Raw genomic sequence first — 26,908 nt, 5'->3', positions numbered from 1 at the left:
ATCTAAGCGGAGAAGAGCCACGTGGGCTAGGCAAAATTACTTTCGGGAAGGGAGTCATTATAAAAATGATAAACATGTCAATTAGATGGCGTCTTATTTTTCTTTCCACGGTTTCTGTAATCATTATGTTTGGTTTTACAGTCAATGAAGTGCTAAAGAACGATAAGAAGATGAACCACCTTGAAACAACACGTATTAAGGTCGAAGCGCTTCAATCTTTTAATACTATTTCAAGTAATGCTTATCGATGGTTGGTTCTGTCTAATGATTCCCCTGAGAAAGGTCAGCTGCTTTTAACGCTGCAATCAGAACTGGATAGGCTTACGCAATATGAGATTCGACTTCAACAGTTCGACGCTAACTGGAGTGTTGAACCACAGTTAGTCGAACTTAAAAATGTGTTGATTAGCCTTGCTCAAGCGCCAGAAACTACCGACAACACACTGTTAACTGAACGTGCTTTTGACTTGCTGAAAGACGTGTTGATGGAACTGTCTGAATATCAAATGATCTTAGTGGATGAAGATATCGGCGAAGCTGATGCGATGTTTGTCCACCTTACTAATTACGTGTTTTGGACTCAGAGGGAAGCATGGCTAAGCTACAGCCTGTATCGCTCCCCAGAATTGAAGAATCAGTATCTACTGAGCTATGTTGGTGCTTTGGAAAGGCAGCAACAGTTGTTGGATTCGTTTTTTCGATCGGGCAGTCGCTCTCCAGAGATTAGAACACTGCTAAACGCTTTCTCCAAAGATGAACTTCAAGACAGCTTCACATCTCGAATCCTCAAAGGGGACTTCTCGTCACCCGAAATCTATGAACATTTGAAAGGCTTAGAACTAAAAAAACGAGCTATTTCACAAGCGATTGGTGCTTATACCAAGCAATTACAATTTGATCTAACAAAGAACATCGCCTTACAAAAACGCCAAACCTTGATCATAACATTATTGATTCTGGTCGCTTCAGGCGCTCTGTTATGGCTCGGTATCGCCACCTCTCTGCGTTTAAACCGAAACCTATCATCGATCCTAAAAGGGGTGTCGGAATGCGCAGACAGCTATGGCAAGCCCAAGGTGATTCACATTCAAGGGAACGATGAGCTCGCTGAATTCACTGAGACTTTAAATCGAGTGATGGAACGTAACTACCATCACAATAAAGAGTTAATAAAAGCCAAAGAAGACGCGATTTCGGCAAACAAAGCCAAAAGTGCCTTTCTAGCGAACATGTCCCATGAAATCCGTACGCCGCTCAATGGGATTATCGGTATGGCCGAGATTTTATCTCAGAGCCAACTGAGTGCTAATCAACAAGAAGTCTTGGGCGATATAGAGTCGTCTTCCCATTCCTTGCTGGTTCTGCTGAATGACATTCTCGACCTTTCGAAAATAGAGTCGGGTAATTTGATGCTGTCGCCACATAATGCCGACCTTCGAGAAGCGGTGTATGACTCGGTGAGTGTGATTCTATCGAAAGCGATGAGCAAAGATATTGAACTCGACATTAATATTGACCCACAAACCCCGCCACAGCTCTTCTTTGATGAGTATCGTGTTAGGCAGGTGCTCACCAACTTGCTATCGAATGCGATTAAATTTACATCTAAAGGCTCAATCACTACAGATATTGCTTATACGCCCATGTCGCTAGGCCGAGGAAAGCTTGATTGCACTGTGACTGACACTGGTATCGGCATTGAACCCGAGAAACTAGAGTCGATCTTCGAACCTTTCACACAAGAAGATGGCAGTATTACTCGACAGTTTGGAGGTACAGGTTTAGGGCTTGCCATTTGTCGCCAGCTTGTTGATTTGATGGGTGGGTATATCAGCGCACAATCGGTGAAAGGGAAGGGGTCTACGTTCTCGTTTTGTTTGTACGTCGACATTATAGAAAGCCATGTTCAAACCTTTGAGAACCTAAGCCATGCAACAATAGTCTCCAATTCTTTCAGCTATTTAGATCAGTTGGTCAAAGAGTGTGAGCGTTTTAGTATCCGAGCGCAGGTGGTCCCATCCATCTCTGAGCTCGATGCAAGTATCACAGAGAGTGACCTAATACTCTATTGCCACACGTTACATCACTCTATGGATAAAGATCTTGCTGCGCTCAAGGAGCTCTATCCTCTTTCTCGTGTGATCGTGTGCCAACATCACCTATTTAAGACGAACTTAATCACGGAGCCTGTTCATTCCACTCACACTTTACCCTTCTTAGGTAAACGATTTTTAAATAGCCTATTGTCGCTCGACATTGGCGAAGAAGAGGTTGAGCAAAAGGAGCTTGAAACGGAAGAGGTTCGGTCGTTGAATCGACGTATATTGATCGTCGAAGATAACTTGATGAACCAAAAGATAGCGAGTTTCTTTCTTGAGAAAGCGGGTTATGAATATCTGATTGCCAGCAATGGACAAGAAGCGGTCGATGTGATCACTCAAGGCGCTCAGTTTGATGCGATTCTAATGGACTGCATGATGCCTGTCATGGATGGCATTACTGCGACTCGAGCCATCCGAGATTGGGAAACAGAGCAGGGCGTTACGCCGTTACCGATCATTGCCCTGACAGCCAGCGTGTTGGATGAGGACATTAAAGGTTGCTTTGAAGCTGGTATGAATGCTTACTTGCCTAAACCTTATAAATCCCACCAACTGTATGACCTTTTCAGTAGCTTAGATATCGTATAAGCCAACGGACACCTCTTTGATGAAGTCGTTGAGCGTGCTTCAATGATCCGAGGTGCGTGGAATTTGACTTGTGCTGTGACTCGCTATTCCTATCTAACTTCTAGTCCAAGATTATATTGAGCAAGACAGCGTCCGACATAGCTTATCTTTAATAAGGCAGCCACCAATATTGTGCTGATGTGTGCAACGATTTGGATTGGCAGTGAAAAATGATCGGCCATTGGATAAGCCACTATGATACTGAGGAGCATAACCAGAGCGGTTATTGCTAAACTGAAGTTTGAAACAGAAAGTAGAGTCTGAAAGCGTTGAGTCATGTTCTTCATGTTGTATTCCTATTAATAATTATGCTGACTAGTTATTAATAGCAATTAGCGTTCCAGTTTTATTTGTTGTTATTTTACAGTGGTTTAATAAGTTTTCTGGAAGTTTTTAGTCAAAAAGACATGGTGATTAACAGTGTCCAATTGACTCTTTGGTGTCTTTTGGTTCTTACCATTGTCTAAAGCCACAAGTGTCGATATGGAATCGCACGCCAGCGTATAATCCCAGTCCGACGTTATATTTTTGTCCAAACTCGGCATGAACTTTTTTGAGTTTAACGTGTAGGTCTTCTCGAGAAATACCGTTGGCAGGAACAAGGTCTAAGGCACAAAATTCTAAGTGCTTACTTCGCAGTGCACCGCCAGCTTGTTGATTGTAGAGCTTTGAACGTTCTCCGGAAACAGGAATAACAACACCGATTTCAGGCTCGATGTATTGCTGAATGTATTTCAAGGTGTTGATCATATTAGGCACGTGTTTCTTATTGGGAAGGGTGAACAAGGTTGTGTTACTCATTGCCCAGTCTGTCCCTTGAAGTAGCACTAGGTGCAAAGGCATGCTTTGCGTAATGCCTGCTTCTTTGAGCTGTTGCCCAATCTCTCTCACTTTGTCTTCTGCATGATTCAGCAGCATCCAACCTCGAAATGCCGACCGAGTCGGAACCTTGTAGCCATGAACATCCACCACGAGATCGTCGTAGGTGATTTCAGTTTCTTCGGTATACAGTCTTTCAAATTCTTCAGGATAGGGTTGAGTTGTTGATAGCGCTAAGGTAATCAGAATACTTGCGTACATAGGTCACTCCATTGCTTACGTTCACCTGGTTAGTTTTACAGTTGCTCAGTTTTACGTTCGCTTAAGTATAGACGCTAGAATTTGGGCATAAAAAAACCCACTACTAAGAGTGGGTTACTAACATTGTTACAAGTAAATTAGCGAGGTTAGATTACTTCTTACCTTGGATTTGCTTGTCTTCTTCTGTCAGTTCACGAATGCGACGGCTGATGTCACGGCGAGCTTTAGAAATCTCTGCGCTCTTGATGATGTGATCATCAACACGGTCTTCGTAGTCAGCTTTCATATTTTTGATAATGCCCAGGATCTCGTCATGAGTCATTTCTGGCTTGACGTAGTCAAGTAGGTTATCAAGAAGGTCGACACGCTTACGGTTGTCACGAACTTTCTTTTCGTTGTCTAAAAGTTCACGCTTAAGTTTGTTCTTACGTCGTGCTTGGTTAACAATTTCAAATACGCTGCTCATAGATTCCTTTTCCTAATCGTCAAATACGTTGTCTGGTTCTGATTAAAGCACATCAGTTGGTGTTGTAACAGTCTTTAGATTAAAGCAAAAGTAAGGTTGTATAATTATTCGGCACTCTCGCTTAAGTGCGATTGTTTTTATCTAAGAGTTCAAGTTAGTATCCAGTATAGATACTTCATTGATACGAAATGTGAAATGAATCAACAACAATTAGAAACCGACGATCTGGTAGAAAGTGTTACCGAATCTTCAGCAGAACAAAGCAAGCTTCGAGAGGCGTATGTGAAAGAACGTACTTACCTTGAAGTCGTGGAAATAGAGCTAAATCGTTCTAAAATCATAATGATTGATGAACAAGGCCGAAAGAAAAGAGTACCTATTTTGTCTGAGCACTAGTCATCATTGGCTGCATTCTTCAGTGTTGAGACGGATTAATCAAAATAATAAAAAGGAAAAATGATGAACACAGTACTTTCCCTAATTGAAGCGAGAATTATCGGTTGTTTGATCGAGAAAGAAGTCACCACGCCTGATCATTATCCGTTAACGTTAAACAGCTTAACGACGGCATGTAATCAAAAGAGTAACCGTGAGCCTGTACTCTCTCTTTCTGAATCTGAAGTATTAGATGCCGTTGATGGATTGATAGCGCGTCGTTTAGTGAGTGACGAAAGTAGCTTTAATAGCCGTGTGAATAAGTATCAGCACCGCTTCTGCAATACTGAATTTGGTGATCTGCAATTTACTGAGCAAGAGCGCGCGATCATCTGTTGTATGCTTCTTCGCGGCGCACAAACGCCTGGCGAACTGCGCACCAGAACAGGTCGTCTTGCAAATTTCAGCGATGTTAAGGAAGTGGAAGCAACACTCGATAAATTAGCCGTAAGAGAAGCGGGTGCTTTAGTGGTGAAACTGCCACGTGAAGCGGGCAAACGTGAATCTCGTTACCAACATTTATTGAGTGGTGAAGTGGATGTTGAGTCATTTGCAACTGCGTCTATAGGAGCTTCTCAGCCAACCGCGAATAGCGGAAGACTTGAAGAGTTGGAAACCGAAGTCGCGAACCTGAAAGCGGAAGTTGCTGAGCTTAAAGAAATGGTTGAATCACTGCTTTAGATGTCTAGCTTAGATAAAAATGCGGGTTGGGTGGTGTACTTGATCCGCAATCGTCATAACGCACTTTATTGCGGTGTGACGAATAATTTAGAACGCCGATTTGAACAACATCAAACAGGTAAAGGTGCAAAAGCTCTTAAAGGCAAAGGCCCACTTGAGCTGGTTTGGAGTTTTGATGTTAGGTCAAAAAGTGAGGCATTGAAAACCGAATACGCGATCAAACAATTACCTAAGCCTCGCAAAGAAAAACTGGTATCACTCAAACTAATCATTGAGTGGCAAGAAGACCAAATTCAATATATCGAAGTCTCATAATTCATAGCTAAAACGTTCGTTATTGATTAAATCACAATAATGTATTTTCCCTTATGAATCCCTATTAAGTTATTGAATATAAGGTGTAATTTGTTAGTTTCGGATTGACCTAAACGCATCGTAGAACTCACTGATTATAATCTCTCTTCCAAATTGACATATCGCACATTTAGAATGTCGTTCTAATTAGCGTTAGACGCTATCATTTATCATCGTTGTCCTACATAATATCTCGTAGCCATACAAAGATATGGTGTCATGCTAGGTTAAAAAATGAGCCAAAGTAGCTCATATAAAACGAGAAAAATATGAAACGTTTACTGATGTTGTTGGGACTTGCCGTATTTTCTGCGTCCGCTCTCTCCCATGGTACCCATGTCCTCAATGGTTACTGGGAATACCAAGATTATCTTTCTAAATTTCCAGAACAAAAAGCACTGACCGATAAAATGGTTGAAGCAGTGCAAAATCACCCCGTTCCGTTAAGAAAAACCCAAGATGAACCCATCACAATTTCTGTGGTGTATCCGGGACAACAGATCTCAGATTATTGGGTTCGCAATATCGAAGCTTTCGAAAAAAGGCTCGATAGGCTGAGAATTAATTATCAGATCAATCAGGTCTTTACACGAGTTAATGCGGATATCACTCAGCAAAGTATTTCATTACAAGAAGCCATCGAAAACAAAACCGACTACTTGATTTTTACTCTCGATACCACTCGTCATCGTAAATTTATTGAACATGTTTTGACGTCAACGGATACCAAGTTGATTCTGCAAAATATCACTACACCAGTTCGAGCGTGGGATGACAGACAGCCATTCATGTACGTGGGTTTCGACCATGCGACAGGCAGCTTAAAGCTGGCGGAGTATTTTAAGAATAACAGTAAATCAGACAGCCAATATTCAGTTTTGTACCGCTCAGAAGGCTATATCAGTGATGCTCGCGGTGATACTTTTATCCACGAAGTGAACACCGATACAAACTTTGCACTCAAGTCCTCTTTTTACACTAAGTCAGACAAAGAAAGCGGCTATCAAGCGGCGAAAATCAGCATAGAGAAAGATAAAGACCTAGACTTTATTTATGCATGTGCAACTGATGTGGCATTAGGTGCTGCAGATGCGATTCGCGAATCAGGTAGAGATATTCTTCTTAATGGTTGGGGAGGCGGTTCTGCCGAGCTTGAAGCTATCGAAAGAGGTGATCTAGACGTGACTGTGATGCGGATGAATGACGACACTGGTATTGCGATGGCAGAAGCCATTAAATGGGATTTGGCTGGTTTAGAAGTGCCTACCGTATATTCTGGTGATTTTGAATTGGTCACCAAAGAAGACTCTCCCGAACGTATTTCTGAACTCAAACAGCGGGCATTTAGATACTCAGGTCAATAATGAAGAAAAGCTACGCCAGTACACCGAGAAACATTCTAGCCAAACTAATTACCCGTATCGTTATTTTAGTGATAGGGGTTATGGCGCTTGGCGTGCTTATTCATAATTATGAAACCAGCAGTAGCATTGTAAAGCAAGAAACGAATCGGACGGTTCAGCAGACTTCTAGCTTGATACAGAACATGTTTGATTACCGTTTGTCGGTATTACAGATTCATCAAGACAGCAGTTCGCACAGTGCGGTGTTGAGACAATACTTTGATACCAATGACGAAGAAGCGCTGAGTTATTTTTTCTTTGGTGTTGACCAACGTGAACCGAATCATGCCCCAGATTTACGCTTTGTCGCGACTCACGATGGTGTCGTTTGGGACGATGGTAATGGTCAGTTTTACGGTTTGGATTACACCAATCTGGAAAATATTTCAGATGAGGTCGCATTCAGCAGTAATTGGCATTTTTTAAAGCTGACGACGGAGATCGGAGATCGCCATCTGTTAGCTCGACGCACGCCAGTTGTTGATAACGAAACCGGTGAGGTTCTGGGACAATTGTATATCGCGATTGTGCTGGATAATAACTTCTCTCTCGCGGAATCGATTCAACAAGGAAGCAACTGCGAAAACATTGTTATCGAGGCGCACGGTACGCCTGTTACCTCTACCTTCAGTGGAGATGAAAGTTATACGCTCACGGACATTCTCAATTACAAACAGCATGATGAGCTTCCTAGTCATTTTGTGACTATTGCGACGATTAAGATCAATGCGGTCGATACGCCACTCATTATCCGCGCCGTGCAAAAGAACACTAACTTTATTGCGTTAGAAGAAAACTACGAACGTGCAATCATTGTCGTCGTTGTCGTGATCATTCTCGTATCCTTCTTTGCTAAAGCTTGGATTCAGAGAAAGGTCGCGGCTGAACTCGATAAGTTAATGGACTTTACTCGCTCAGCAAGTGGCAGCGAAGACTACAACAAATTTGATGGCTCCAACATCTTCGAATTCCATCATATTGGTTGCACGTTAGAAGATACTTTTGAACGGCTGTCTGAACAAAACCAAAAATTCCAAGACCTGTTTAACTTTGCTCATTCACCGATATTGGTTTGGTCTGACAAAGGCGATTTGATACAGATGAACCCGGCAGCTCGTATGGCCCTGTTTGATGAAGATGATAACTATGGTGTGATTGCTCAGGAATTTGAGCAACGAATGCTGCCTAATATTCAGATGGTGGTTCAAGGATCGAAGCTGACGGGTATTAACGTGCCAATCGGAGATAAGGTGTTTCGTTGGAACATGTCGGCAATCAGAGTTGAGCACGGCATTACGGGGGTAGTGGTTCAAGGCCAAGATATCACCAAGCTAATCGAAGCGGAGCGACAAGCCGATCGAGCTCGTGAAGAGGCTGAGCATCTTGCGAATGTTCGTGCCGATTTCTTAGCTAAGATGAGCCACGAGATCCGCACACCGTTAAACGGTATTCTCGGCGTCTCTCAGCTAATGAAACGATCGATACAGAGTGAAGACAACCGAGATCAAGTCGATGTGCTTTGTAACAGTGCAGAACATTTACTTGCGGTGCTCAATGATATTTTGGATTTCTCAAAAATAGAGCAGGGACAGTTCAATATTCAAAAGAAAAACTTCCGCTTAGTTGAGCTAGTTAACACGCTAGACAGTATCTATCGTCCGTTGTGTGAAGATAAGTCGGTCGCTTTTTGTATTGATAACCATTTGGCGAGTGATATTGAAATAAGCACAGACCAAGTATGCCTCAATCAGATCATGTTTAACTTGTTGAGTAATGCCCTTAAGTTTACTCATCAAGGGCGAATTTCGGTGAGTTTCGAACTTGAAAGCATTTTCAATTCAGACCAAGCAAGCTTGATTGTTCGAGTTAAAGATACCGGTATTGGTATTGATGGCAGTAAAATTGATGCTGTTTTTGAACCTTTTGTTCAGGAAGATGAGACGACGACTCGAGAGTATGGCGGTACAGGTTTAGGGCTTACGATTGTGAAGAACCTTGTCGATATGCTGGAAGGTGATATTCAAGTTCGAAGTGTTAAAGGAGAAGGCTCCGAGTTTGTTATCGAGATCCCAGTGGAGCTATCTTCACAACCGTTATTAGGCTCTCCGCAGCAACCTCACATTGATCCTCATGCGCTGTTTAGCCACTCCCTTAAGGTATTGCTGGTGGAGGATAACCACACGAACGCGTTTATCGCACAAGCTTTCTGTAAGAAGTATGGGATGGCCGTGACCTGGGCTAAAGATGGTTTAGAAGCGATAGAGTTGGCGAAAGCAGAGGCGTTTGATCTTATCTTGATGGATAACCAGCTGCCTAACTTAGGTGGCGTAGAAACAACTCAGCAATTAAGAAGCGAAATTGGAATCTCAACACCGATTTATGCCTGTACGGCGGACGCACAACAGTCGACACGAGACAGCTTCATGGCGGCTGGCGCCAACTATGTAATCGTTAAGCCGATCAAAGAGGAATCGTTGCACCAAGCTTTTGTGCATTTCAAAAACGTTTACTCAGGTGACATGGATCAACCGAGCTGATCAATAAAGCTAATCAACCAATTAATCAGCTAAGCCAAGCCGAGTTTCTCATTACGATGAAAGTGAGGTTGTGATAAAGACAAGAGCGAATAGCGCGTTCTTGTCTTTATAAAGAACCAGCGGTAATGGCTTGCTCCAACAGTAACGTTCTCAATTCGTCGTTCATCTCTATATGTTCAGGGAACTGTATCCCTAACAACCAACCTTGGCCTTGTCTTTTTTTACTCACTACCTTGTAGACAAGTTCGCTGTCTAAGTACTCACTCAAGATCGAGTTGGCCTTAATCTTCCAGCCGATATCGATATCCGATTGCTGGGTAAGATAGATGCCGCAGCCTGATGCCGAAAAATCCACTAAAGTTGCATCCAATGACAAGGTATCAAAGGTGACTTCACATTCCAGTCGTACCTTGTATCTTTCGTGCTCACGAATGGGTTTTGTTGCAAAGCTTGAGGGTGGGCGAAGGAAGATAAGGTGTGCAGGCGAGGTGATATGAGCCAGTACATTGGTTTTAAACGCAACAATGTGACCCAGTTCGGTATCGGTAATAGCACGAACAATGATATCGACGTTATTAAGCTTTCTTAGCGTTAATGCTTCCGTGGCTTTTTGAGAAAGCTCCAGAATCAAGTACTGATCTTGTTTGTGTCCGATGTAAAGCGTGCTTATCTGAATTGAGTCATCCGGGCCAAATTCCAACACACCTGCTGTTCTTGTACCGGGTTTTAGGTATCTGAACAGTTCTAAGTTTTTATCTTTATGCATATTCTTCAATGAACAATGTTAATCATCTGTCCAAATAATATAACGGCCTGATAAATGTATGTCATTAGTTTCATTTAAGTAATTGTAAAAGTTGAGTCAAAAGGTGAATGGCTTTCCAAAACGAAAACTCAGCTTACTCTTACCTCAAAACACGATACACTGCTGTCGTTAATCATGTACTGATGGAGAAATATTAAATGGAACTGGAAACTTTACTCAATACGCTGACTCACGCCCCAGAAAGCATTCAATTTGAAGATACAATGCAGGTGATTGAGGCGAACTATGACTTTTCTGAGAGTGAATTTCGTAATGGTGATGTAGTGAATGTCGCGGGACAGAACAATGGTTCATGTAAGATTTTTGCTTTTGGTTTAGCTCAAGATCTTTCTCCCGAGCAAACACTGGCTTGTTTTGGGCAGTTTTACCGCAATGATGTCTTAGGTTTTCCTGAGAATACTGACCATCAAAACATTCGTAACTTTATGATTCATGGTTGGAGCGGTATACAGTTTTCTCAGCCAGCGCTGATTGCGAAAGCAAAGTAAACAGGTACTAGGCTAACATTCGTATTCTGAAGCGAGAAAATAGTATCTCGCTTCTTTTATGTTCTCGATGTTGAGACAGGTTTACTCTCTATTGAATAGGCAATGCAGACAAGCACTTGCGACACATACAAACACCGCCTTTAGGGATACTGCTAGTATCGCGTTTTTCTAGCTCAAAGCACCAACAGGTTTCTTTTCCTGCGCTGATATCACACTGAGCAGGCGCATTACACTGTGGGCACTGATGAGTTGAACTCGCACCGCTGAGGCTATCCATCACCGAATCTCTTTCGCTTTCAGACAAGCCTTTCCAACCGATAATCTCATCCATCGTTCTGTGGCAGCCGCTGCATATGCCACCATTATTTTTACAAGCCGCTAAGCAAGGTGTTTTCATCAATTTGACCCGTCATTCATTTGTGCTGAAATGTAGCACATTTGTTTCTTCTTGAAGAGCCGTTAAGCTAAGAAATTACTCAGTTAAATTGAGAAATGACCTCGTAATTTTTAGGCTTTTCATGTAGCATCTCGCCCCTTTTGTTGAGTGGGGGATATTATGTTTATTGGATTTGATTATGGAACAGCTAACTGTTCCGTTGCAGCTATGGTTAATGGAGAGCCTAGCTTGTTGCCGTTAGAAGGTAAGAGTCATTATATTCCCTCAACCGTGTTTGCACCGACTCGAGAAAGTGTTTCTGAGCATCTATTTCGTCACTTAAACATCAAGCCCAGTGATGCTATCGGCGAACAGGTGTTGCGACGCGCGATTGCATTGAACCGCGAAGAGAGTATCGATCTTGTGCCAGAAGACATGGCATTTGGTCAGGCAGCGTTGAACCTCTATTTAGAAGACCCTCGTGACGTTTATTATGTTAAGTCTCCTAAGTCTTTCCTTGGTGCCAGCGGCTTACATGATGTTCAGGTGAGCTTCTTCGAAGATTTAGTGTGCGCTATGATGGCGAATATTAAAAATCAAGCCGAGCTGACGACTCAAGAGCAGATCAAACAAGCCGTTATCGGTCGACCTATCAACTTCCACGGGCGTGGTGGGGAAGAAGCAAACAGACAAGCTGAACATATTTTGTCTCGAGCGGCTAAGCGTGCTGGCTTTCAAGATATCGCGTTTCAGTTTGAACCCGTTGCTGCGGGACTTGATTACGAAAGTACACTGACTCAAGACCAAACCGTATTAGTTGTCGATATTGGTGGTGGTACGACGGATTGCTCATTACTTGAAATGGGACCGACCTGGTCGGGTAAAGCGGATCGAACTCAGAGTCTGTTGGCGCACAGTGGCCAGCGAGTCGGCGGTAACGATCTTGATATCTACCTTGCCTTCAAACAATTGATGTCACCTTTTGGCATCGGCAGTAAAGGGACCTCAGGTATTGATATGCCGTTGACCCAGTTCTGGAATCCGATCGCAATCAATAACGTTGAAGCTCAAAAGAACTTCTATTCTCGAGAAAACCTTGCGGCCTTGAAGCTACTTCGTAAAGAAGCGGCAGATCCACAAAAGTTGGATCGCTTGATGAAGGTTTATCACGACACGTTAGGCTACAGTATTGTGCGCCGAGCGGAAGAAGCTAAGATTGCGTTGGCAGAGTGCGCTCAGTATCGAGCTGCGATTAATGTTGCTTCTGAGCTCGTAGAAGTCGACATCTCAGTTGAGCAGATGGTGGATGCGATCGAAACTCCGAAATCGAAAATGATTGAGTTGGTGAAAGAAGCAATCCAACAAGGCCAGAAAAAGCCAGACGTTATCTATATGACGGGTGGTTCTGCTCGTTCTCCAATACTGCGTGAAGCTGTAGAGCAAGCAGTGCCGAATGTTCCAATCGTAAGTGGAAACTATTTCGGTTCGGTAACGGCAGGTTTGGCGCGTTGGGCTGAGGTTTGCTTTAAATAAATCCGTTCAATAAAACAACACGTTAAGTAATTTATAAGGGTAATGAGTCTTGGGCTGATTACCCTTTTTTGTATCCAGTGTTTGTATGGGTATTTAAAGATCTACTTTGAATTCGAAGTAGGGGGCTTATTTTACGCCTTTAAAGATTTCCAGCGGATTCTGAATGTTACAGGATGTTTCATTTTCCACTGTGAGTTATTTGATGGTCTGATGAGTTTATTTTTAATTTGACTTTTAATGCTCTTATTATGATTTTAAAAACAAAAAATCATTTTGCTAGATGTAAATAAAATACAAAAACTCACTGTCATTGTTATTGTAAGCTTCTGTTTTAAAAGTGGTTTTTGTTTTTTATAGTATTGTTTTTTTTATTTTATATATTTTAATGCAACTTTTTCGACATTCATAGATTAGTGTTTTCCTACTTGTTAAATGCAGGTAACAACTTCTCCGTAAGCACGAGGTTGTTAGTGAATAACTCACCCAGTTACATAATGGATATGACAATGAATAAGAAACTTTTAGCGCTAGCAATTTCTGGTGCAGTATTTGGTACACAGGCAGTTGCAGTAGAACTTTACAACGAAGACGGCACAACATTCTCAGTTGGCGGTCACGTTTCAGTTGCAGTTGGTGATGTAAACAGCGGCGACCGTCTTAACGAAGATGATATCGGTGTAGAGTCAGTTTCTCCACGTATCAACTTCGGTGCAACTCATGAACTTGGTAACGGCTTTACCGCTGATGCTAAAGGTGAATGGGCGCTAAACATGCTAGACGGTGGTGATCAGTCATTCACAACTCGTCTTGGTTACGTTGGTCTAACTCACGATGATTACGGTCGCGCAGCAGTAGGTACTCAATGGGCACCTTACTACAGCGTTGCTGGCGTTGCCGATATGCCAATCGCATTCGCAAATGACTTCATCTACGAAGACCACGGTAACCTAGGTACGGGTCGTGCTGAAGAAATGGTGAGCTACGGTAATGCTATCGATTTCGGTAACGCAGGATCTCTAAATGTAGGTGTTGCATGGCAAGGTCGTAAGGGTGACGAAGTAAAATACAGTGACTTAAACGTATCTGATAACGAATACGGTAATCGTGGTCAAATCGCTTTGAACTACGCTATTGCAGATTTTACAGCAAACTACGCATACAATACCGGCGATGTTGATTACGGTTACATGCTTGGTGGTTCTAAAACTGCGGACTCTCACGTAGTTAGTGCAACTTACGGTTCGTACGGTTCTGAAGGTCTATACCTTGCTGGTGTATATGCGATGAACAACTACATGAACCAAGCTTCTGTACTTGGTTTCAAAGGTGTTTTAGAAGAGTCTGTTGCTATTGAATTACTAGCGTCTTACGCTCTATCTAACAGCCTTAACCTAAGCGTTAACTACGAAGCGGTAGAAGACGACAAAAACAGCGAAACTGTATACAGCACAACTGCTCTACAAGCTGAATACAACTTTACTTCTCAGTTCGTAGGCTTTGCTGGTTACCAGTTCGACCTACAAGGTTCTGGCGTGTACAAAGAAAAAGCTGATGACCAATGGCTACTTGGTGCTCGTTACTACCTATAAGTCGCAGACTTATTTAGCATAGTGTTTACTCCTTAAACTTACCTTTTAGGATACTGTCCTAGGCACCATGCTAAGCCCTCTCTGATCTTTTGGTTGGAGAGGGCATTTTTCGTTTTGTTCTACGTAAAATAGAATCAATACAATCTTGTGATTAGAACTATCAATTTATCGAGTTGTTCGAAATTAGTGGTTTCTCCCCTCAAGTGTTAGATGCTCATTGGCATCGATAACCGTCTAAAATTAGCCAAATCAACAAATTGAGCTGAAGATCAGAAATTTGAACTTCACCACCATCTTGTCAAAGATTCTGTCTTTATGATGCGTTAAACTCTGAACTCCTAAAAATAGTTCAGGGATAAACTATGAGCAGCGTTGTAGATCAAGAACAATTGATGAACTCCAAACGAACGGCAGCACCAACCAAAGTATTATGTGTTGGGCGCAATTACGTGGATCATATTGAAGAACTCAACAATGCTATCCCTGACACTATGGTGGTTTTCAACAAGCCGAGTACCAGTGTGACTTCCTCTCTATCTTCATTCCACCAAGAAGCACTGCATTACGAAGCTGAGATCTGCTTCATTGTTGAAAACGGTCAATATTCTGCAGTAGGGCTAGGGTTAGATCTCACTAAACGAGAGCTACAAAGCCATTTAAAATCGAAGGGCTTACCTTGGGAACGTGCAAAAGCATTTGATGGTTCGGCCGTCTTGAGCCGTTTCGTACCAACTGATGGGTTGGACTTGTCGGATCTAAACCTAGAACTCTTCATTAATTGTGTCCGTGTGCAAAAAGGACACGTAGAACAAATGCTGTACTCGCCTTCGTCTATCTTGGAAGAACTCTCGTCTTATACCACGCTGCTAGACGGTGATGTGGTGATGACGGGCACTCCTAAGGGTGTTGGTGAAGTTCATCGAGGTGACATATTCCTCGGTCGTCTAAAGTGCGGTGAAGCTACATTGATTGAGATCGAATGGGTCGCGAGCTAGTTAGTTTGATTTTGCAGTTAATAAATTGGCTTTATTGGTGAGCGGTGGTGTTTAATTCGAAATAATTCACTCATGACAACTGATTGCATCTGGAAGGGTGTTGGTAATTGATATAAAATCCGCCTCCGTTTTTATCAATACTGAAACCCATGATCGATTTAGCTATATTACCCGTCTACCTTACAGCCGTTGTTGCACTTCTTCTTTTACCTGGCCCAGATATGTTGCTTATTGCCAGCTCTAGCATGAGTTATGGCCGAAAAGTCGGTGTGTTTGCAAGCCTAGGCAATGCGACTTCTGGGATTATTCTGACGGTATTGGCAGCAATGGGTGTATCTGCGCTGATCGCCATGAGTCCTATTGCCTTAAAAGCCCTGAATTTGTTGGGTGGTGCCTATCTATTAAAGATGGGTTGGGATTGCCTGCGAACTGAGCAGGGGAATGCGCCTGAACTCAGCGATAATTCTGCCGCGAAAACCTACTACCAAAGAGCATTGATTAGCAACTTGCTTAATCCGAAGGCTCTGATTTTCTTCGTTATGTTCTTACCTCAGTTTGTGTCTACCAATATTGAAGCGACTTCGGGTGAGCAGATGTTGATGCTCGGTTTATTACTGAATGTTTTAGGTTTAACATTCAATTTCTTGTTGGTTGCGTTAGTGGGTACGGTTGGTAAGTCTCTTGTGGAAAACGCAAAGTTTCGTACCTATCAACAAAAGGTGATGGGCGCTGTATTCATCGTTTTAGCTATTTGGATGCTATCTTCCTTCATCGGTTAGTTGCAGTGTAAATAAGACGAAAAATGGACGCTAATTAGCGTCCATTTTTGTTTTGATGGTTTGTAGTTTAACCGACTACTTTATCTCAGTAGATATAAGCCTCACATTGGGCTTAACGCTTAAGCACTGAGTTCTTGTTGGTGTTGTTCAATCAAGTTATTTGTGTACTCTTCTCCACGTTGACGAGCTTCATCGTACGTTTCTGAACCCTCAAACTTTGTCACCGTCTCATAATAGACTTTTACTTTTGGTTCTGTGCCAGAAGGTCGAACGATAATTCGAGAAGCATCCTCCAAGTGATAAATTAATACGTCACTTGTTGGTAAGTTAATGGTTTCAGTATCGCCACCAACGATGTATCGCAAAGAAGATTGCAGATCTTCAATTACCGAGACAGTTACGCCACCAATGGTTTTAGGTTGTGCTGATCTCAGTTTTGAACCTATCGACGGTGAATCCGGATCAAGCCCGATACTGCGTTGAGCATTGGTATGCACACCGTGTTCCAAAGAAATTTGTGCAAGAAGATCCCAAACGGTTCGACCTTGAGACTTCAACTCTTCAACCAGTTGAGCAAATACTACCAGTGCAGAAAGTCCATCTTTGTCGCGAACTTGAGTACCAATCGTGTAGCCCAGCGCTTCTTCATAAGCAAACAAGAACTCATTCTGCTCATCTTCCAGCTGCATCCCGATATTCGCTAACCATTTAAAGCCGGTCAGTGTTTGGAAGTAGGTTGCACCATGAGAGTTGGCGACCTTTTCGAGCAAGGTCGAAGAGACAATACTGTTGCCAACTAATTGGTTTTTGGTATGAGGCTTCGATAGCAAGTAATGAGCAAATAATACACCGACTTGATCACCGGTCAGCATCTTATAGGCAGCATCATCGCTTCTAACTGTATCATCAGCTCTAACGGCAACGGCAAATCGGTCTGCATCCGGATCGTTGGCGCAAGCGATGTCGGCATCGACACTTTTCGCTAAATTGACGACGAGATCCATCGCGCCTTTTTCTTCTGGGTTGGGGAAGTTAACCGTCGGGAAGTGGCCATCGGGCTCTCTTTGTTCCGCCACGCTGAATACTTTATGGAATCCACCGTCGTGCAGAAGATCTTCTGCCATTTGTGCACCGACACCATGCATTGCCGTGTAGGTCACGGTGGTATGCGCTGAATCGATGTCGTTGCGTACATAAGGACTTTGATTTATCGCAGCGCGATAGGTTTGGTAGTAACCCTCGGTTAACCAAACTAAGTTCCCTTGCTTTTCAGCATCACTGAGGCTGATTAGTGGGATTGGTTTGGTTGCCGCGACGTCAATCTCATCAGCGATACCCGCATCATGTGGTGGAATGATTTGAGCACCATTCTCCCAGTAGACCTTAAACCCATTATATTCAGGTGGGTTGTGGCTGGCTGTCACAACCACAGCCGCTGCTGCGTTGAAGTGTTCGATACCAAAGGCAACAATGGGTGTTGCTGCGACGTTTGCGGTCAAATAAACCTTAATACCTAAGGCCGTCAGTACCGAAGCGGTATCGATGGCGAATTGTTTAGAATCCAGACGTCCGTCATAACCAACCACCACACCACGAATAGCGGCATTGGCGACATGTTCAATTAAGTAATGGCCAAGCCCAGTCGCCGTTTCTTGTATCACCAAGCGGTTCATTCTATTTGGACCGCATCCTACTTTGCCGCGCAGGCCTGCAGTACCGAATTCTAATCGTTGTGTAAAACGATCTTCGAGCTCGGCGTGCATTTTCTTATCGATGAGATGTTGAAGCTCTTCACGAGTTCTTGGATCTGGGTCTCTCGCTAACCAGTTCATAGCATCTTGCATAATCACTAAACCTTTTAATGTCGGGATGACTTACTGTTGATTTAACTTAAGTGATATTGATTATTATTTCTATTAAGGCAATCGTAAAACTCAATTTAAAATAAATTCCAACGGCAAGGAAAGAGGAAGGGCTTATAGGTCAAGCGACTTCAAATAATTGACTGTTTAGTAAGTAAACTTACCTTGAACAATTGGATATCACTAACTAGCCTTTTACATAAATATAACAAAAACTAACAATTTCGTCGTATTTGAATCTTTGGTTAAAACCTTGAACGTTTTTGAACCGTATAAGTTCGTATAGTTTTTTGATACGAACTGACGAATTGAGGTTAAACGCTACGTGATGTGTAGTTTCGGATTCAGCCTTTCATGTGTAGTCGGATTAACAATGAGTGTCGTTAGATAAACAACGACATATAGGTCGCAAGTATCCAATCAGGATGGATAAGGAGAGATCTTTTGAAGAGATTACTGGTCAGGCTAGCGTGGCTGTTGAATAGTTTTGTTATGGCTTTTGTTTCCCCTTTAGTTAACGCAAGTAGCGAATACAACATGACGCGTGGGGTAACAGATATAAGCGGTCAGGTGTATGAACTTCATATGTTGATTTTCTACATCTGTTGCGCGATAGCGTTCATTGTATTTGGCGTTATGTTCTATTCCATTCTTAGGCATCGAAAGTCGAAGGGCGCGGTTGCTGCCCATTTCCATGAAAGTACGAAAGTAGAAATCCTTTGGACCGTCATCCCCATCATTATTCTTATCGCTATGGCTATTCCGGCAACGAAAACCTTAATAGCGATGGAAGACACCTCTCAATCAGACCTAACAATCAAAATTACCGGCTCACAATGGAAATGGCATTACAGCTATTTTGGTGAAGATGTTGAGTTCTTTAGCTTGCTTGCAACCAGCGATAAAGAGATTGAAGGGATAGAGACCAAAGGTGCTCATTACCTGCTTGAAGTGGATAAGCCATTGGTATTGCCGATTAATCGCAAAGTTCGCTTCTTGATGACATCAGACGATGTCATTCACTCATGGTGGGTGCCAGCGTTTGCGGTTAAGAAAGATACGGTTCCCGGATTCATTAATGAAGCGTGGACCAAAATAGATGAACCGGGTGTATACCGAGGTCAGTGTGCGGAGTTGTGTGGTCGGGCGCACGGTTTTATGCCGATAGTGGTACATGCAATGGAAGAGCAAGAGTTTGATTCATGGTTAGCTGAGCAGAAAGAGTTGCAATTAACCGCACAGCAAGCGGCGAAAGATGCATTAGACGCGTCACTTTCTTTGGACGAGTTGAATGTGTTAGGTGAAGACGTTTATAAAACTCGATGCGCGGTTTGTCACCAGGTGAACGGTGAAGGTATCCCTGGGGCATTTCCTGCCATCAAAGGAAGCCCAGTTGCGTTGGGTGATGTTGGAGTTCATATCGATACCATCGTCTATGGTCGTGGAGGCACGGCGATGCAAGCATTCGATAACCAGTTAACAGAGAAAGAGATTGCGGCGGTTGTGACGTACCAAAGAAACGCTTGGGGTAATGATACTGGTGATGTTGTTCAGGCTTCAGATATTAACGCTTACAAGGTTAAACAGTCAGGCGGATCAGAAAGCTCAACGGATGAAGCACAAAGTGATGCTAAGGAGCAGTTATGAGTTCACCAATCGATAAACCTGTGAAATCGGCTCCCGCCGATGAGCAAACGTTGAGTCATGTAAGCGAAGGCGTTTTAGGTGACACCGATACCATCACTGATGATCATGACTCTCACGCGGCACCAAAAGGTTGGGCTCGCTGGTTGTACTCAACCAATCACAAAGATATAGGCACCCTTTACCTTTGGTTTAGCTTTGCGATGTTCTTAACGGGCGGCGCGATGGCGATGGTGATCCGAGCTGAACTATTTCAACCGGGACTACAGCTTGTTGAGCCAGACTTTTTTAACCAAATGACCACAGTACACGGTTTGATCATGGTATTTGGTGCCGTGATGCCTGCATTTACGGGTTTGGCGAACTGGATGATCCCGATGATGATTGGCGCGCCGGATATGGCGTTACCCCGTATGAACAACCTCAGTTTTTGGATCCTGCCTTTTGCGTTTTTGATCTTAATTGGTTCTTTGTTTACAGAAGGTGGTGGGCCGAACTTTGGTTGGACATTCTACGCACCGCTTTCTACAACTTACGGTCCGGATAGTACGGCTCTGTTTGTTTTCTCCGTTCATATTATGGGGATCAGCTCGATCATGGGGGCGATTAACGTAATCGTTACCATAGTGAATATGCGAGCACCGGGAATGACTTGGTTTAAGCTTCCTATGTTCGTGTGGACTTGGTTGATTACGGCTTTCTTGCTTATCGCCGTCATGCCCGTTTTGGCGGGCGCGGTCACTATGGTATTAACCGACAAGTACTTTGGGACAAGTTTCTTTGATGCTGCGGGTGGCGGGGATCCGGTGATGTTCCAGCACATATTTTGGTTCTTCGGGCACCCTGAAGTTTACATCATGATTTTGCCCTCGTTCGGTATCATCTCTGCGATCATTCCGGCTTTCAGTGGCAAGCGTCTGTTTGGCTACCACTCGATGGTGTACGCGACTTGTAGTATCGCGTTGTTGTCGTTCTTGGTTTGGGCACACCACATGTTTACCACCGGAATGCCCGTATTTGCAGAGTTGTTCTTCATGTATTGCACCATGTTGATCGCGGTGCCCACTGGGGTGAAAGTCTTCAACTGGGTGGCGACGATGTGGCGGGGTGCTTTGACGTTCGAAACTCCAATGCTTTTTGCTATCGCCTTTATTGTCTTGTTTACGATTGGTGGACTATCGGGACTTATGCTCGCCATCGTGCCTGCTGATTTCCAATACCACGATACTTATTTTGTGGTGGCTCATTTCCACTATGTGTTGGTGACGGGTGCTGTGTTCTCCATCATGGCTGCGGCTTATTATTGGTTGCCGAAATGGACGGGGCATATGTACGACCACAAACTCAGCCTGTGGCATTTCTGGACATCAGTCATATCGGTCAATGTACTTTTCTTCCCTATGCACTTTTTGGGTTTAGCGGGTATGCCTCGCAGAATCCCTGACTACGCGATTCAGTTTGCTGACGTTAACCAAGTGGTATCGATTGGTGGCTTCGCCTTTGGCTTGTCGCAATTGATTTTCTTATGGTTGGCTATCAAGTGCGTAAGAGGTGGAGAGCCTGCACCAAGTAAACCATGGGACAGAGCGGAAGGCCTTGAGTGGACAGTGCCAAGCCCAGCGCCTCACCACACATTTACTCATCCACCTAAAATTGATTAAGGGGAACGAGTATGAGCGATGACAAAAACCACCAACAAGACAGCGATAACCAGCCATCACCCAAACGTTCGACAAAGACGTTGACGGGCTACTTGGTGCTGAGTGTGATTGGTATGTTTGGCTTTGGTTTCGCTCTGGTTCCTCTGTATGACGTGATGTGTGAAGCCTTGGGGATCAACGGGAAAACCAACACTGTTTCAGCGGTTCAGCCTAAAGGAATGCAACCTGATTATTCTCGCACGGTTCGAGTGGAGTTCATGTCGCACATTAAGCCAGATATGCCATGGCAGTTTGCGCCTGAAACGCGAGTGTTAGAGGTTCACCCTGGGGAAGTGGTTCAAACGAATTACATTGCGAAAAACTTATCGGGTCTTTCGTTAGTTGGGCAAGCGGTTCCATCGGTGTCTCCCGGAAATGGAGCGACATATTTTAATAAAATGGAGTGCTTCTGCTTTAACCAGCAGCCTCTGGATGGACACAAGAGCGCTGAGATGGGGCTGATCTTCTACATTGAGCCTGAGATCCCAGAATCGATTCATACGCTCACTCTCTCTTACACCTTGTTTAATATCACAAGTGATGTTGGCTTGAACAAGAGTCAGGCTCAAGCTGAGACACTCGCAAGTAACTAGGGATTTACAGAACCAGTATCAACATAAGGAGTTGAGCGATGAGTTCTAAAAAGGAAGTTTATTTCGTTCCACATCAAAGCCACTGGCCTCTGGTCGGGGCTATTGCTCTGTTTCTCGTCGCGGTTGGCGCGGGCTTAACGGTGCAACACATGGAGACCGACTCTGCTGGTGGTGTGTTTGGGAAAGTAGTGCTGTTCGTTGGTTTTGCTGTGCTGCTGTATATGCTCGCAGGTTGGTTTAGCAACGTCATCACAGAATCATTAAGTGGGCTCTATTCTGAGCAAATATCTCGATCCTTTAGACAGGGGATGAGCTGGTTTATTTTCTCTGAAATCATGTTCTTCGGCGCTTTCTTTGGTGCGCTTTTCTACGCTCGGATGATTTCTGTCCCATGGATTGGTGGAGCAGGAAACAACGAGATGACTCATGAGGTGTTGTGGCCGATGTTCCAATCTATTTGGCCTTTGACAACAGCACCTGATGGCGGCACAACAGAGGCGATGTCGTGGCAAGGCATCCCGCTTAAAAATACCATCATCCTGTTGATCTCTTCAGTGACGCTTCATTTAGCGCATTTAAGTCTCGAACAAAATAAACGCATGGCATTGATCGTCTGGCTAGAAATCACCATTGTGCTGGCTGGGTTCTTCCTGTTCTTCCAAGTGGAGGAGTATGTTCATGCCTATCAAGAGATGGGGCTAACACTCCAGTCTGGGATTTATGGCAATACCTTCTTCTTACTGACGGGGTTCCACGGTCTACATGTGTGTTTAGGCACCATATTTTTGATTGTGCTATTGGCGAGGGTCGCTAAAGACCACTTTTCTCCTAAAGACCATTTTGCGTTTCAGGCAGGGAGTTGGTATTGGCATTTTGTTGATGTGGTTTGGTTAGGCTTGTTCGTGTTTGTGTACGTGCTGTAGCGGACACCGAATTTGGTAATCGACTTGAGCACAAGTTGAATCAATAAGGGCGAGGGTTAGGAGTGATGACCCCGGAAGCCAAAGCAAGCAGAAGTAACAATACGACAATGGCTGATAGCATGACTCGGCGACCCAAAAAGTGACTCAGTCGCTTTCCATTGTGCTTACCTGACGCGATTTGGATAAGCGCTTTCATTAGATTGAAAACAATAACCAGTAACAGAACAACGAGAACCACTTTAAATAACAAGACAAAGGTTGATGACATCATAGTGCTAACTCCAAACAGCTTGATTCATGATGAAAAAAAATTCCGCAGTAAAGGTTTTTGGGTTGCGGCTATTTTAACTGTGGTTTCAGTCGGCCTTTTAATCAAGTTGGGTTTTTGGCAGTTAGACCGAGGTAACGAGAAACTGCAATATGAACAGCAATTGTTAGAAAGATCTCAGCAATCGCCTAAGGATTTAGAGTTAGTGATCAGCGACTGGCAGCGGGGTAACACACAAACTTCAGTCGACTTAACCCGTCAGATTTGGAACGGGCAAAAGGTCAACGTCACTCTGACAGCGCAAAGCGGTTTAGTCTTTTTGTTAGATAATCAGATTAATCAAGGTGTCGTCGGTTATGTGATTTACATGCTAGGCAATGTTCGGTCGCAAGGCATAGATAAATGGATTTTGATCGATCTTGGGTTTGTTGCAGCGAGTAATGACAGAAGAGAGTTACCGGAATTAGGCGACATTGTATTACCAACCAAGATGTCTGGGCGTTTGTACACACGGTCGATTAACCCTCTGAGTCAAACATTGGGTCTAGAGGAAACGACACCTAAGCGCATTCAGAATCTTAATATCGAAGAGCTATCTCAATACAGTAATCAAGAAGTTATGCCCTTTGTTTTTCAACCGCAGAACTTAGATTCATGGCCTTATGAGTTTCTATGGCGGCCAACGGCAATAAAATCTGAAAAGCATTTTGGTTACTCAGTTCAATGGTTCGTAATGGCAGGGGTATTGCTGCTTTTGATGGTGTTAATTGGTTATCGATATATGAAAGGGACATTCAAGGTAGGGGACTAACATGGATAAACCTCAAGCTTTAAGCAAAACAGAAGAAGAAACGCGGTTATTGCAGAAGCGTCGTTCGAAAGGTCGCCTGATGTTGATTGGGCTGATTCTGATTTTTGCTTTGCCCGCAATTATTGCTAAAACTGTGCTCGATCAGCATTGGTACACAGCAGGTGTTACCAATTCCGGAGAACTCGTTGAACCAAGAGTGACATTACAAGATTTTGGTATCACGTTGCCTGTGGCAGAAGAAGGTTGGTTGGTCGGATATATCGCTCCGACAGAGTGCGAAAGCTTGTGTGAACAACAACTACATTATCTTAATCAAAGTTACTTGGCTTTGGGCAAGAACAAAGAGCGAGTCACTGCTGTGGTTTTTGTGGCTGAGGGAGTTTCTCTGAAGGGAACCATTAACAAGCCTGATTTAGAGTTTCTCGCTGGTGGAGATCAACTGAGAGGCGAATTTGCTCCTGCATCGATTGTGATTATCGATCCACTAGGCCAGCTTGTTATGGAGTATAAGAGCGTTTCTGAACCGTCTCAGTTAGTTAGCCAATCTAAAGGTATGATCCACGACCTAAGGAAATTACTCAAATTATCGCGTGTGGGTTAATCAGTGGTAATGCTGACCAAATAGACAAATAGACAAATAGACAAATAGACAAATAGACAAATATTGGATTAGCGAAGGTGTGATGATTCGTTGTCAGTGATTCGAGATAGGGAGATAAGCGATGCAAAATGGGGCGCCCAAATTACTCATGGTAATCATGAGGCTGACTGTTTTACTGACACTCACCGTTATTGTGCTTGGCGCTTATACTCGTTTGTCGGATTCTGGTCTTGGCTGTCCTGATTGGCCAGGATGTTATGGCAATCTGGCCGTACCATCCAATGCCACAGCAATCAGTGAAGCTAATCTCCAATTCCCAGAACGATCTCTCGAAGTAGACAAAGCATGGATAGAGATGATACATCGCTACTTTGCTGGCTCGCTCGGGGTACTTATCTTCGTTGTTGTCGCTTGGTGCATCAAAAAGAACATCACCTCTGTTGGACTTCCTCTGCTTATTTCTGCCACTGTGATTTTTCAGGCCCTGTTAGGTATGTGGACGGTTACTCTAAAGCTGATGCCTGTTGTGGTGATGGCACACCTTATGGGCGGGTTCACGCTGCTTTCTCTGCTCTGTTTACTCTATTGTCGTCTGTCTAATGTCCAACATCACTTTAGTGAGTCTATTTCTCATTCATCTCTTAAAGCTTGGGCATTGTTTGGATTAATCGTTGTAGTTGGTCAGATATTACTTGGTGGATGGACATCGTCTAATTATGCCGCTTTGGTGTGTACCCAATTACCGATCTGCGAAGGGAACTGGACAAGCTATTTAGATTTCAAGAACGCTTTCGATTTTGCTCAACACGGCCATGATAACTATGAGTTTGGTGTGTTGGAATATCCTGCGAGATTAACCATACATGTCATGCACCGGTTCGGAGCTATCGCTGCAACACTTACGGTGTTGATGATTGTTTATCAGCTTTGGAAGCTTGAAAAAGGACCGCAAAAAAAGCTGGCTCTCACTTTGGTGATAGTGTTGTTTGCACAGGTCAGTTTGGGGATCAGCAATGTATGGTTTCACCTACCGATCTCGGTAGCCGTTTTGCATAACTTGGTGGCCGCTCTGTTACTTGTCACCATGGTTGTTACAAACTTTGTGGTTTGGCAACGTCAACCGAGTGAGTACTTGATGAAGAACGATGTATTACAAGGAGGTAATCATGGTCACTAGAACATCAACACAACATGGAGTGGTGCTTCAAGGTGCAGCTTCAGGCCAGGAGGTAGTTGCTAGCCAAGAGATAGCTGCCAGACAAGAGATAGCAACCAACGGAGAAAGTGCTCTAAAAAATGAGCTGGTCTCGAAAAGCAAAGCCACTTGGAAGGTCTATTTAACGCTGACTAAACCTAAGGTCGTGGCTTTGATGCTGCTGACCGCACTGGTTGGGATGTGTTTGGCGGTGCCTAACGGATTACCTTTACAGCAAACTCTGTTTGGAATGATCGGAATAGGATTAATGGCGGGCTCAGCGGCTGCGTTCAACCATCTGATCGACAAGAAGATCGATGGACAGATGTCTCGTACCAATCGACGTCCTTTACCATCGGGTGAGCTCAGTAGTGTACGAGTGTTCGCGTTTGCTGCGGGCATCGGTTTGCTTGGCTTTGTGACATTAGTGGTATGGGTTAATCAACTGACCGCTTGGCTAACCTTTGCGAGCTTATTAGGGTATGCGGTGATTTATACCATGTACTTAAAGCGGGCTACGCCGCAAAACATCGTGATTGCAGGGATCGCAGGTGCAATGCCTCCGTTATTGGGCTGGACGGCGGTGACCAATGAACTGCACTCAAATGCTTGGTTGTTGGTGATGATCATCTTTATCTGGACGCCTCCGCACTTCTGGGCATTGGCGATTCATCGTCGTGATGAATACGCTAAGGTGAATATTCCGATGTTGCCTGTGACTCATGGTATTGCCTACACCAAAACATCGATTCTGCTCTATACCTTGCTGTTAAGCATCGTATGTGTGCTTCCAGTATTAGTTGGGATGAGTAGTTGGATATACCTGAGCGCGTCTTTGGTGCTAAACGGTGGGTTTGTCTATCACGCATGGGTTCTAAAATATCGTGATGAGCCCAACATGGCGATGAAGACATTCAAGTTCTCCATTTATCATCTTATGATTTTGTTTGTCGCTTTGTTGGCGGACCACTATCTACTTTGATAACTGATGCTTCAGCTGTTACAGAATAAAAAAACGGATGCTCTAGGCATCCGTTTTT

26 protein-coding genes are annotated in these 26,908 nt (G+C 43.7%); 19 read left to right on the top strand and 7 right to left on the bottom strand.

The window, feature by feature from the left end; translation table 11 throughout:
- Nucleotides 1–125: 125 nt before the first annotated feature.
- Nucleotides 126–2,690, top strand: coding sequence for a hybrid sensor histidine kinase/response regulator (locus BCT49_RS03830; protein WP_102434212.1), 2,565 nt, complete (start codon nucleotides 126–128; stop codon nucleotides 2,688–2,690).
- A gap of 89 nt (nucleotides 2,691–2,779) precedes the next feature.
- Here the strand turns inward: BCT49_RS03830 and BCT49_RS03825 are convergent, their stop codons facing one another.
- From BCT49_RS03825 to BCT49_RS03815, 3 genes are all read right to left on the bottom strand, one after another.
- Nucleotides 2,780–3,016 carry a hypothetical protein gene (locus tag BCT49_RS03825; protein ID WP_102434211.1) on the bottom strand — a complete coding sequence of 79 codons (237 nt, stop codon included), beginning with the start codon at nucleotides 3,014–3,016 and terminating at the stop codon, nucleotides 2,780–2,782.
- A 166-nt stretch (nucleotides 3,017–3,182) separates the two neighbouring features.
- Complete coding sequence (locus BCT49_RS03820) at nucleotides 3,183–3,809, bottom strand: D-Ala-D-Ala carboxypeptidase family metallohydrolase (protein ID WP_102434210.1); 627 nt, start codon at nucleotides 3,807–3,809, stop codon at nucleotides 3,183–3,185.
- Between the two features lie 151 nt (nucleotides 3,810–3,960).
- Nucleotides 3,961–4,275, bottom strand: coding sequence for a DUF496 family protein (locus BCT49_RS03815; protein WP_017105326.1), 315 nt, complete (start codon nucleotides 4,273–4,275; stop codon nucleotides 3,961–3,963).
- Nucleotides 4,276–4,470: 195 nt separating this feature from the next.
- On the opposite strand from BCT49_RS03815, the gene BCT49_RS03810 reads away from it, so the two are divergent.
- The 5 genes from BCT49_RS03810 to luxQ all read left to right on the top strand — a co-directional run bounded on the left by BCT49_RS03810 (nucleotide 4,471) and on the right by luxQ (nucleotide 9,685).
- A complete protein-coding gene (locus BCT49_RS03810) occupies nucleotides 4,471–4,671 on the top strand; it encodes a hypothetical protein (RefSeq protein ID WP_102434209.1) in 201 nt (66 codons plus the stop codon).
- 63 nt (nucleotides 4,672–4,734) lie between these two features.
- Complete coding sequence (locus BCT49_RS03805; protein WP_102434208.1) at nucleotides 4,735–5,391, top strand: YceH family protein; 657 nt, start codon at nucleotides 4,735–4,737, stop codon at nucleotides 5,389–5,391.
- The gene (locus BCT49_RS03800; protein ID WP_102434207.1) at nucleotides 5,392–5,706 is read left to right on the top strand and encodes a GIY-YIG nuclease family protein; all 315 of its coding nucleotides are present in this window, start codon (nucleotides 5,392–5,394) and stop codon (nucleotides 5,704–5,706) included.
- A gap of 308 nt (nucleotides 5,707–6,014) precedes the next feature.
- Nucleotides 6,015–7,109: an autoinducer 2-binding periplasmic protein LuxP gene (locus BCT49_RS03795; protein WP_102434206.1), complete on the top strand. Its 1,095-nt coding sequence runs from the start codon at nucleotides 6,015–6,017 to the stop codon at nucleotides 7,107–7,109.
- Nucleotides 7,109–9,685: a quorum-sensing autoinducer 2 sensor kinase/phosphatase LuxQ gene (gene luxQ, locus BCT49_RS03790; RefSeq protein WP_102434205.1), complete on the top strand. Its 2,577-nt coding sequence runs from the start codon at nucleotides 7,109–7,111 to the stop codon at nucleotides 9,683–9,685. Before BCT49_RS03795 ends, luxQ begins: the two co-directional genes overlap by 1 nt.
- Before the next feature lie 106 nt (nucleotides 9,686–9,791).
- Here luxQ and BCT49_RS03785 read toward each other — a convergent pair whose 3' ends face one another.
- Complete coding sequence (locus BCT49_RS03785) at nucleotides 9,792–10,451, bottom strand: PilZ domain-containing protein (protein WP_102434204.1); 660 nt, start codon at nucleotides 10,449–10,451, stop codon at nucleotides 9,792–9,794.
- A gap of 197 nt (nucleotides 10,452–10,648) precedes the next feature.
- Here BCT49_RS03785 and BCT49_RS03780 point away from each other — a divergent pair, with 197 nt between their 5' ends.
- Nucleotides 10,649–10,999 (top strand): HopJ type III effector protein, encoded by a 351-nt coding sequence (locus BCT49_RS03780; RefSeq protein ID WP_102434203.1) that lies wholly within the window; start codon nucleotides 10,649–10,651, stop codon nucleotides 10,997–10,999.
- Between the two features lie 88 nt (nucleotides 11,000–11,087).
- Here BCT49_RS03780 and BCT49_RS03775 read toward each other — a convergent pair whose 3' ends face one another.
- The gene (locus BCT49_RS03775; protein WP_017111767.1) at nucleotides 11,088–11,396 is read right to left on the bottom strand and encodes a DUF1289 domain-containing protein; all 309 of its coding nucleotides are present in this window, start codon (nucleotides 11,394–11,396) and stop codon (nucleotides 11,088–11,090) included.
- A gap of 159 nt (nucleotides 11,397–11,555) precedes the next feature.
- Between BCT49_RS03775 and yegD the strand changes: the two genes are divergently transcribed.
- From yegD to BCT49_RS03755, 4 genes are all read left to right on the top strand, one after another.
- The gene (gene yegD / locus BCT49_RS03770) at nucleotides 11,556–12,908 is read left to right on the top strand and encodes a molecular chaperone (RefSeq protein ID WP_102434202.1); all 1,353 of its coding nucleotides are present in this window, start codon (nucleotides 11,556–11,558) and stop codon (nucleotides 12,906–12,908) included.
- Between the two features lie 506 nt (nucleotides 12,909–13,414).
- Nucleotides 13,415–14,497 carry a porin gene (locus tag BCT49_RS03765; RefSeq protein ID WP_102434201.1) on the top strand — a complete coding sequence of 361 codons (1,083 nt, stop codon included), beginning with the start codon at nucleotides 13,415–13,417 and terminating at the stop codon, nucleotides 14,495–14,497.
- A gap of 362 nt (nucleotides 14,498–14,859) precedes the next feature.
- A complete protein-coding gene (locus BCT49_RS03760; protein ID WP_102434200.1) occupies nucleotides 14,860–15,492 on the top strand; it encodes a fumarylacetoacetate hydrolase family protein in 633 nt (210 codons plus the stop codon).
- 149 nt (nucleotides 15,493–15,641) lie between these two features.
- The gene (locus BCT49_RS03755) at nucleotides 15,642–16,271 is read left to right on the top strand and encodes a LysE family translocator (protein WP_017105314.1); all 630 of its coding nucleotides are present in this window, start codon (nucleotides 15,642–15,644) and stop codon (nucleotides 16,269–16,271) included.
- Nucleotides 16,272–16,390: 119 nt separating this feature from the next.
- On the opposite strand, the gene BCT49_RS03750 is transcribed toward BCT49_RS03755, so the two are convergent.
- Complete coding sequence (locus BCT49_RS03750) at nucleotides 16,391–18,115, bottom strand: phospho-sugar mutase (RefSeq protein ID WP_102434199.1); 1,725 nt, start codon at nucleotides 18,113–18,115, stop codon at nucleotides 16,391–16,393.
- Between the two features lie 462 nt (nucleotides 18,116–18,577).
- Between BCT49_RS03750 and coxB the strand changes: the two genes are divergently transcribed.
- Genes coxB through BCT49_RS03730 form a run of 4 tightly spaced genes read left to right on the top strand, consistent with a single transcriptional unit; the run spans nucleotide 18,578 to nucleotide 22,993 of the window.
- Nucleotides 18,578–19,780, top strand: a complete 1,203-nt coding sequence (coxB, locus tag BCT49_RS03745; protein WP_102434198.1) for a cytochrome c oxidase subunit II — start codon at nucleotides 18,578–18,580, stop codon at nucleotides 19,778–19,780.
- Nucleotides 19,777–21,438: a cytochrome c oxidase subunit I gene (gene ctaD, locus BCT49_RS03740; RefSeq protein WP_102434197.1), complete on the top strand. Its 1,662-nt coding sequence runs from the start codon at nucleotides 19,777–19,779 to the stop codon at nucleotides 21,436–21,438. Before coxB ends, ctaD begins: the two co-directional genes overlap by 4 nt.
- An 11-nt stretch (nucleotides 21,439–21,449) precedes the next feature.
- Complete coding sequence (locus tag BCT49_RS03735; RefSeq protein WP_102434196.1) at nucleotides 21,450–22,070, top strand: cytochrome c oxidase assembly protein; 621 nt, start codon at nucleotides 21,450–21,452, stop codon at nucleotides 22,068–22,070.
- A gap of 38 nt (nucleotides 22,071–22,108) precedes the next feature.
- Entirely contained in the window at nucleotides 22,109–22,993 is an 885-nt protein-coding gene (locus tag BCT49_RS03730) for a cytochrome c oxidase subunit 3 (RefSeq protein WP_102434195.1), read from the top strand.
- Between the two features lie 40 nt (nucleotides 22,994–23,033).
- On the opposite strand, the gene BCT49_RS03725 is transcribed toward BCT49_RS03730, so the two are convergent.
- The gene (locus BCT49_RS03725) at nucleotides 23,034–23,264 is read right to left on the bottom strand and encodes a DUF2909 family protein (protein WP_102434194.1); all 231 of its coding nucleotides are present in this window, start codon (nucleotides 23,262–23,264) and stop codon (nucleotides 23,034–23,036) included.
- On the opposite strand from BCT49_RS03725, the gene BCT49_RS03720 reads away from it, so the two are divergent.
- From BCT49_RS03720 to cyoE, 4 genes are all read left to right on the top strand, one after another.
- Nucleotides 23,152–24,072: an SURF1 family protein gene (locus tag BCT49_RS03720; RefSeq protein ID WP_102434193.1), complete on the top strand. Its 921-nt coding sequence runs from the start codon at nucleotides 23,152–23,154 to the stop codon at nucleotides 24,070–24,072. The two genes, BCT49_RS03725 and BCT49_RS03720, sit on opposite strands and share 113 nt — an antisense overlap.
- Nucleotide 24,073: 1 nt before the next feature.
- A complete protein-coding gene (locus BCT49_RS03715; RefSeq protein WP_102434192.1) occupies nucleotides 24,074–24,673 on the top strand; it encodes a hypothetical protein in 600 nt (199 codons plus the stop codon).
- A gap of 121 nt (nucleotides 24,674–24,794) precedes the next feature.
- Nucleotides 24,795–25,850 carry a COX15/CtaA family protein gene (locus BCT49_RS03710; protein WP_102434191.1) on the top strand — a complete coding sequence of 352 codons (1,056 nt, stop codon included), beginning with the start codon at nucleotides 24,795–24,797 and terminating at the stop codon, nucleotides 25,848–25,850.
- Complete coding sequence (cyoE, locus tag BCT49_RS03705) at nucleotides 25,840–26,850, top strand: heme o synthase (RefSeq protein ID WP_102434190.1); 1,011 nt, start codon at nucleotides 25,840–25,842, stop codon at nucleotides 26,848–26,850. Before BCT49_RS03710 ends, cyoE begins: the two co-directional genes overlap by 11 nt.
- Nucleotides 26,851–26,908 lie beyond the last annotated feature (58 nt).

Origin of the sequence: Vibrio lentus (assembly GCF_002875945.1) — a bacterium.
GTDB classification, from domain to species: domain Bacteria; phylum Pseudomonadota; class Gammaproteobacteria; order Enterobacterales; family Vibrionaceae; genus Vibrio; species Vibrio apostichopi.
The sequence above is the reverse complement of the archived record's forward strand: the minus strand, read 5'-3'. Positions and strand labels throughout refer to the sequence as shown.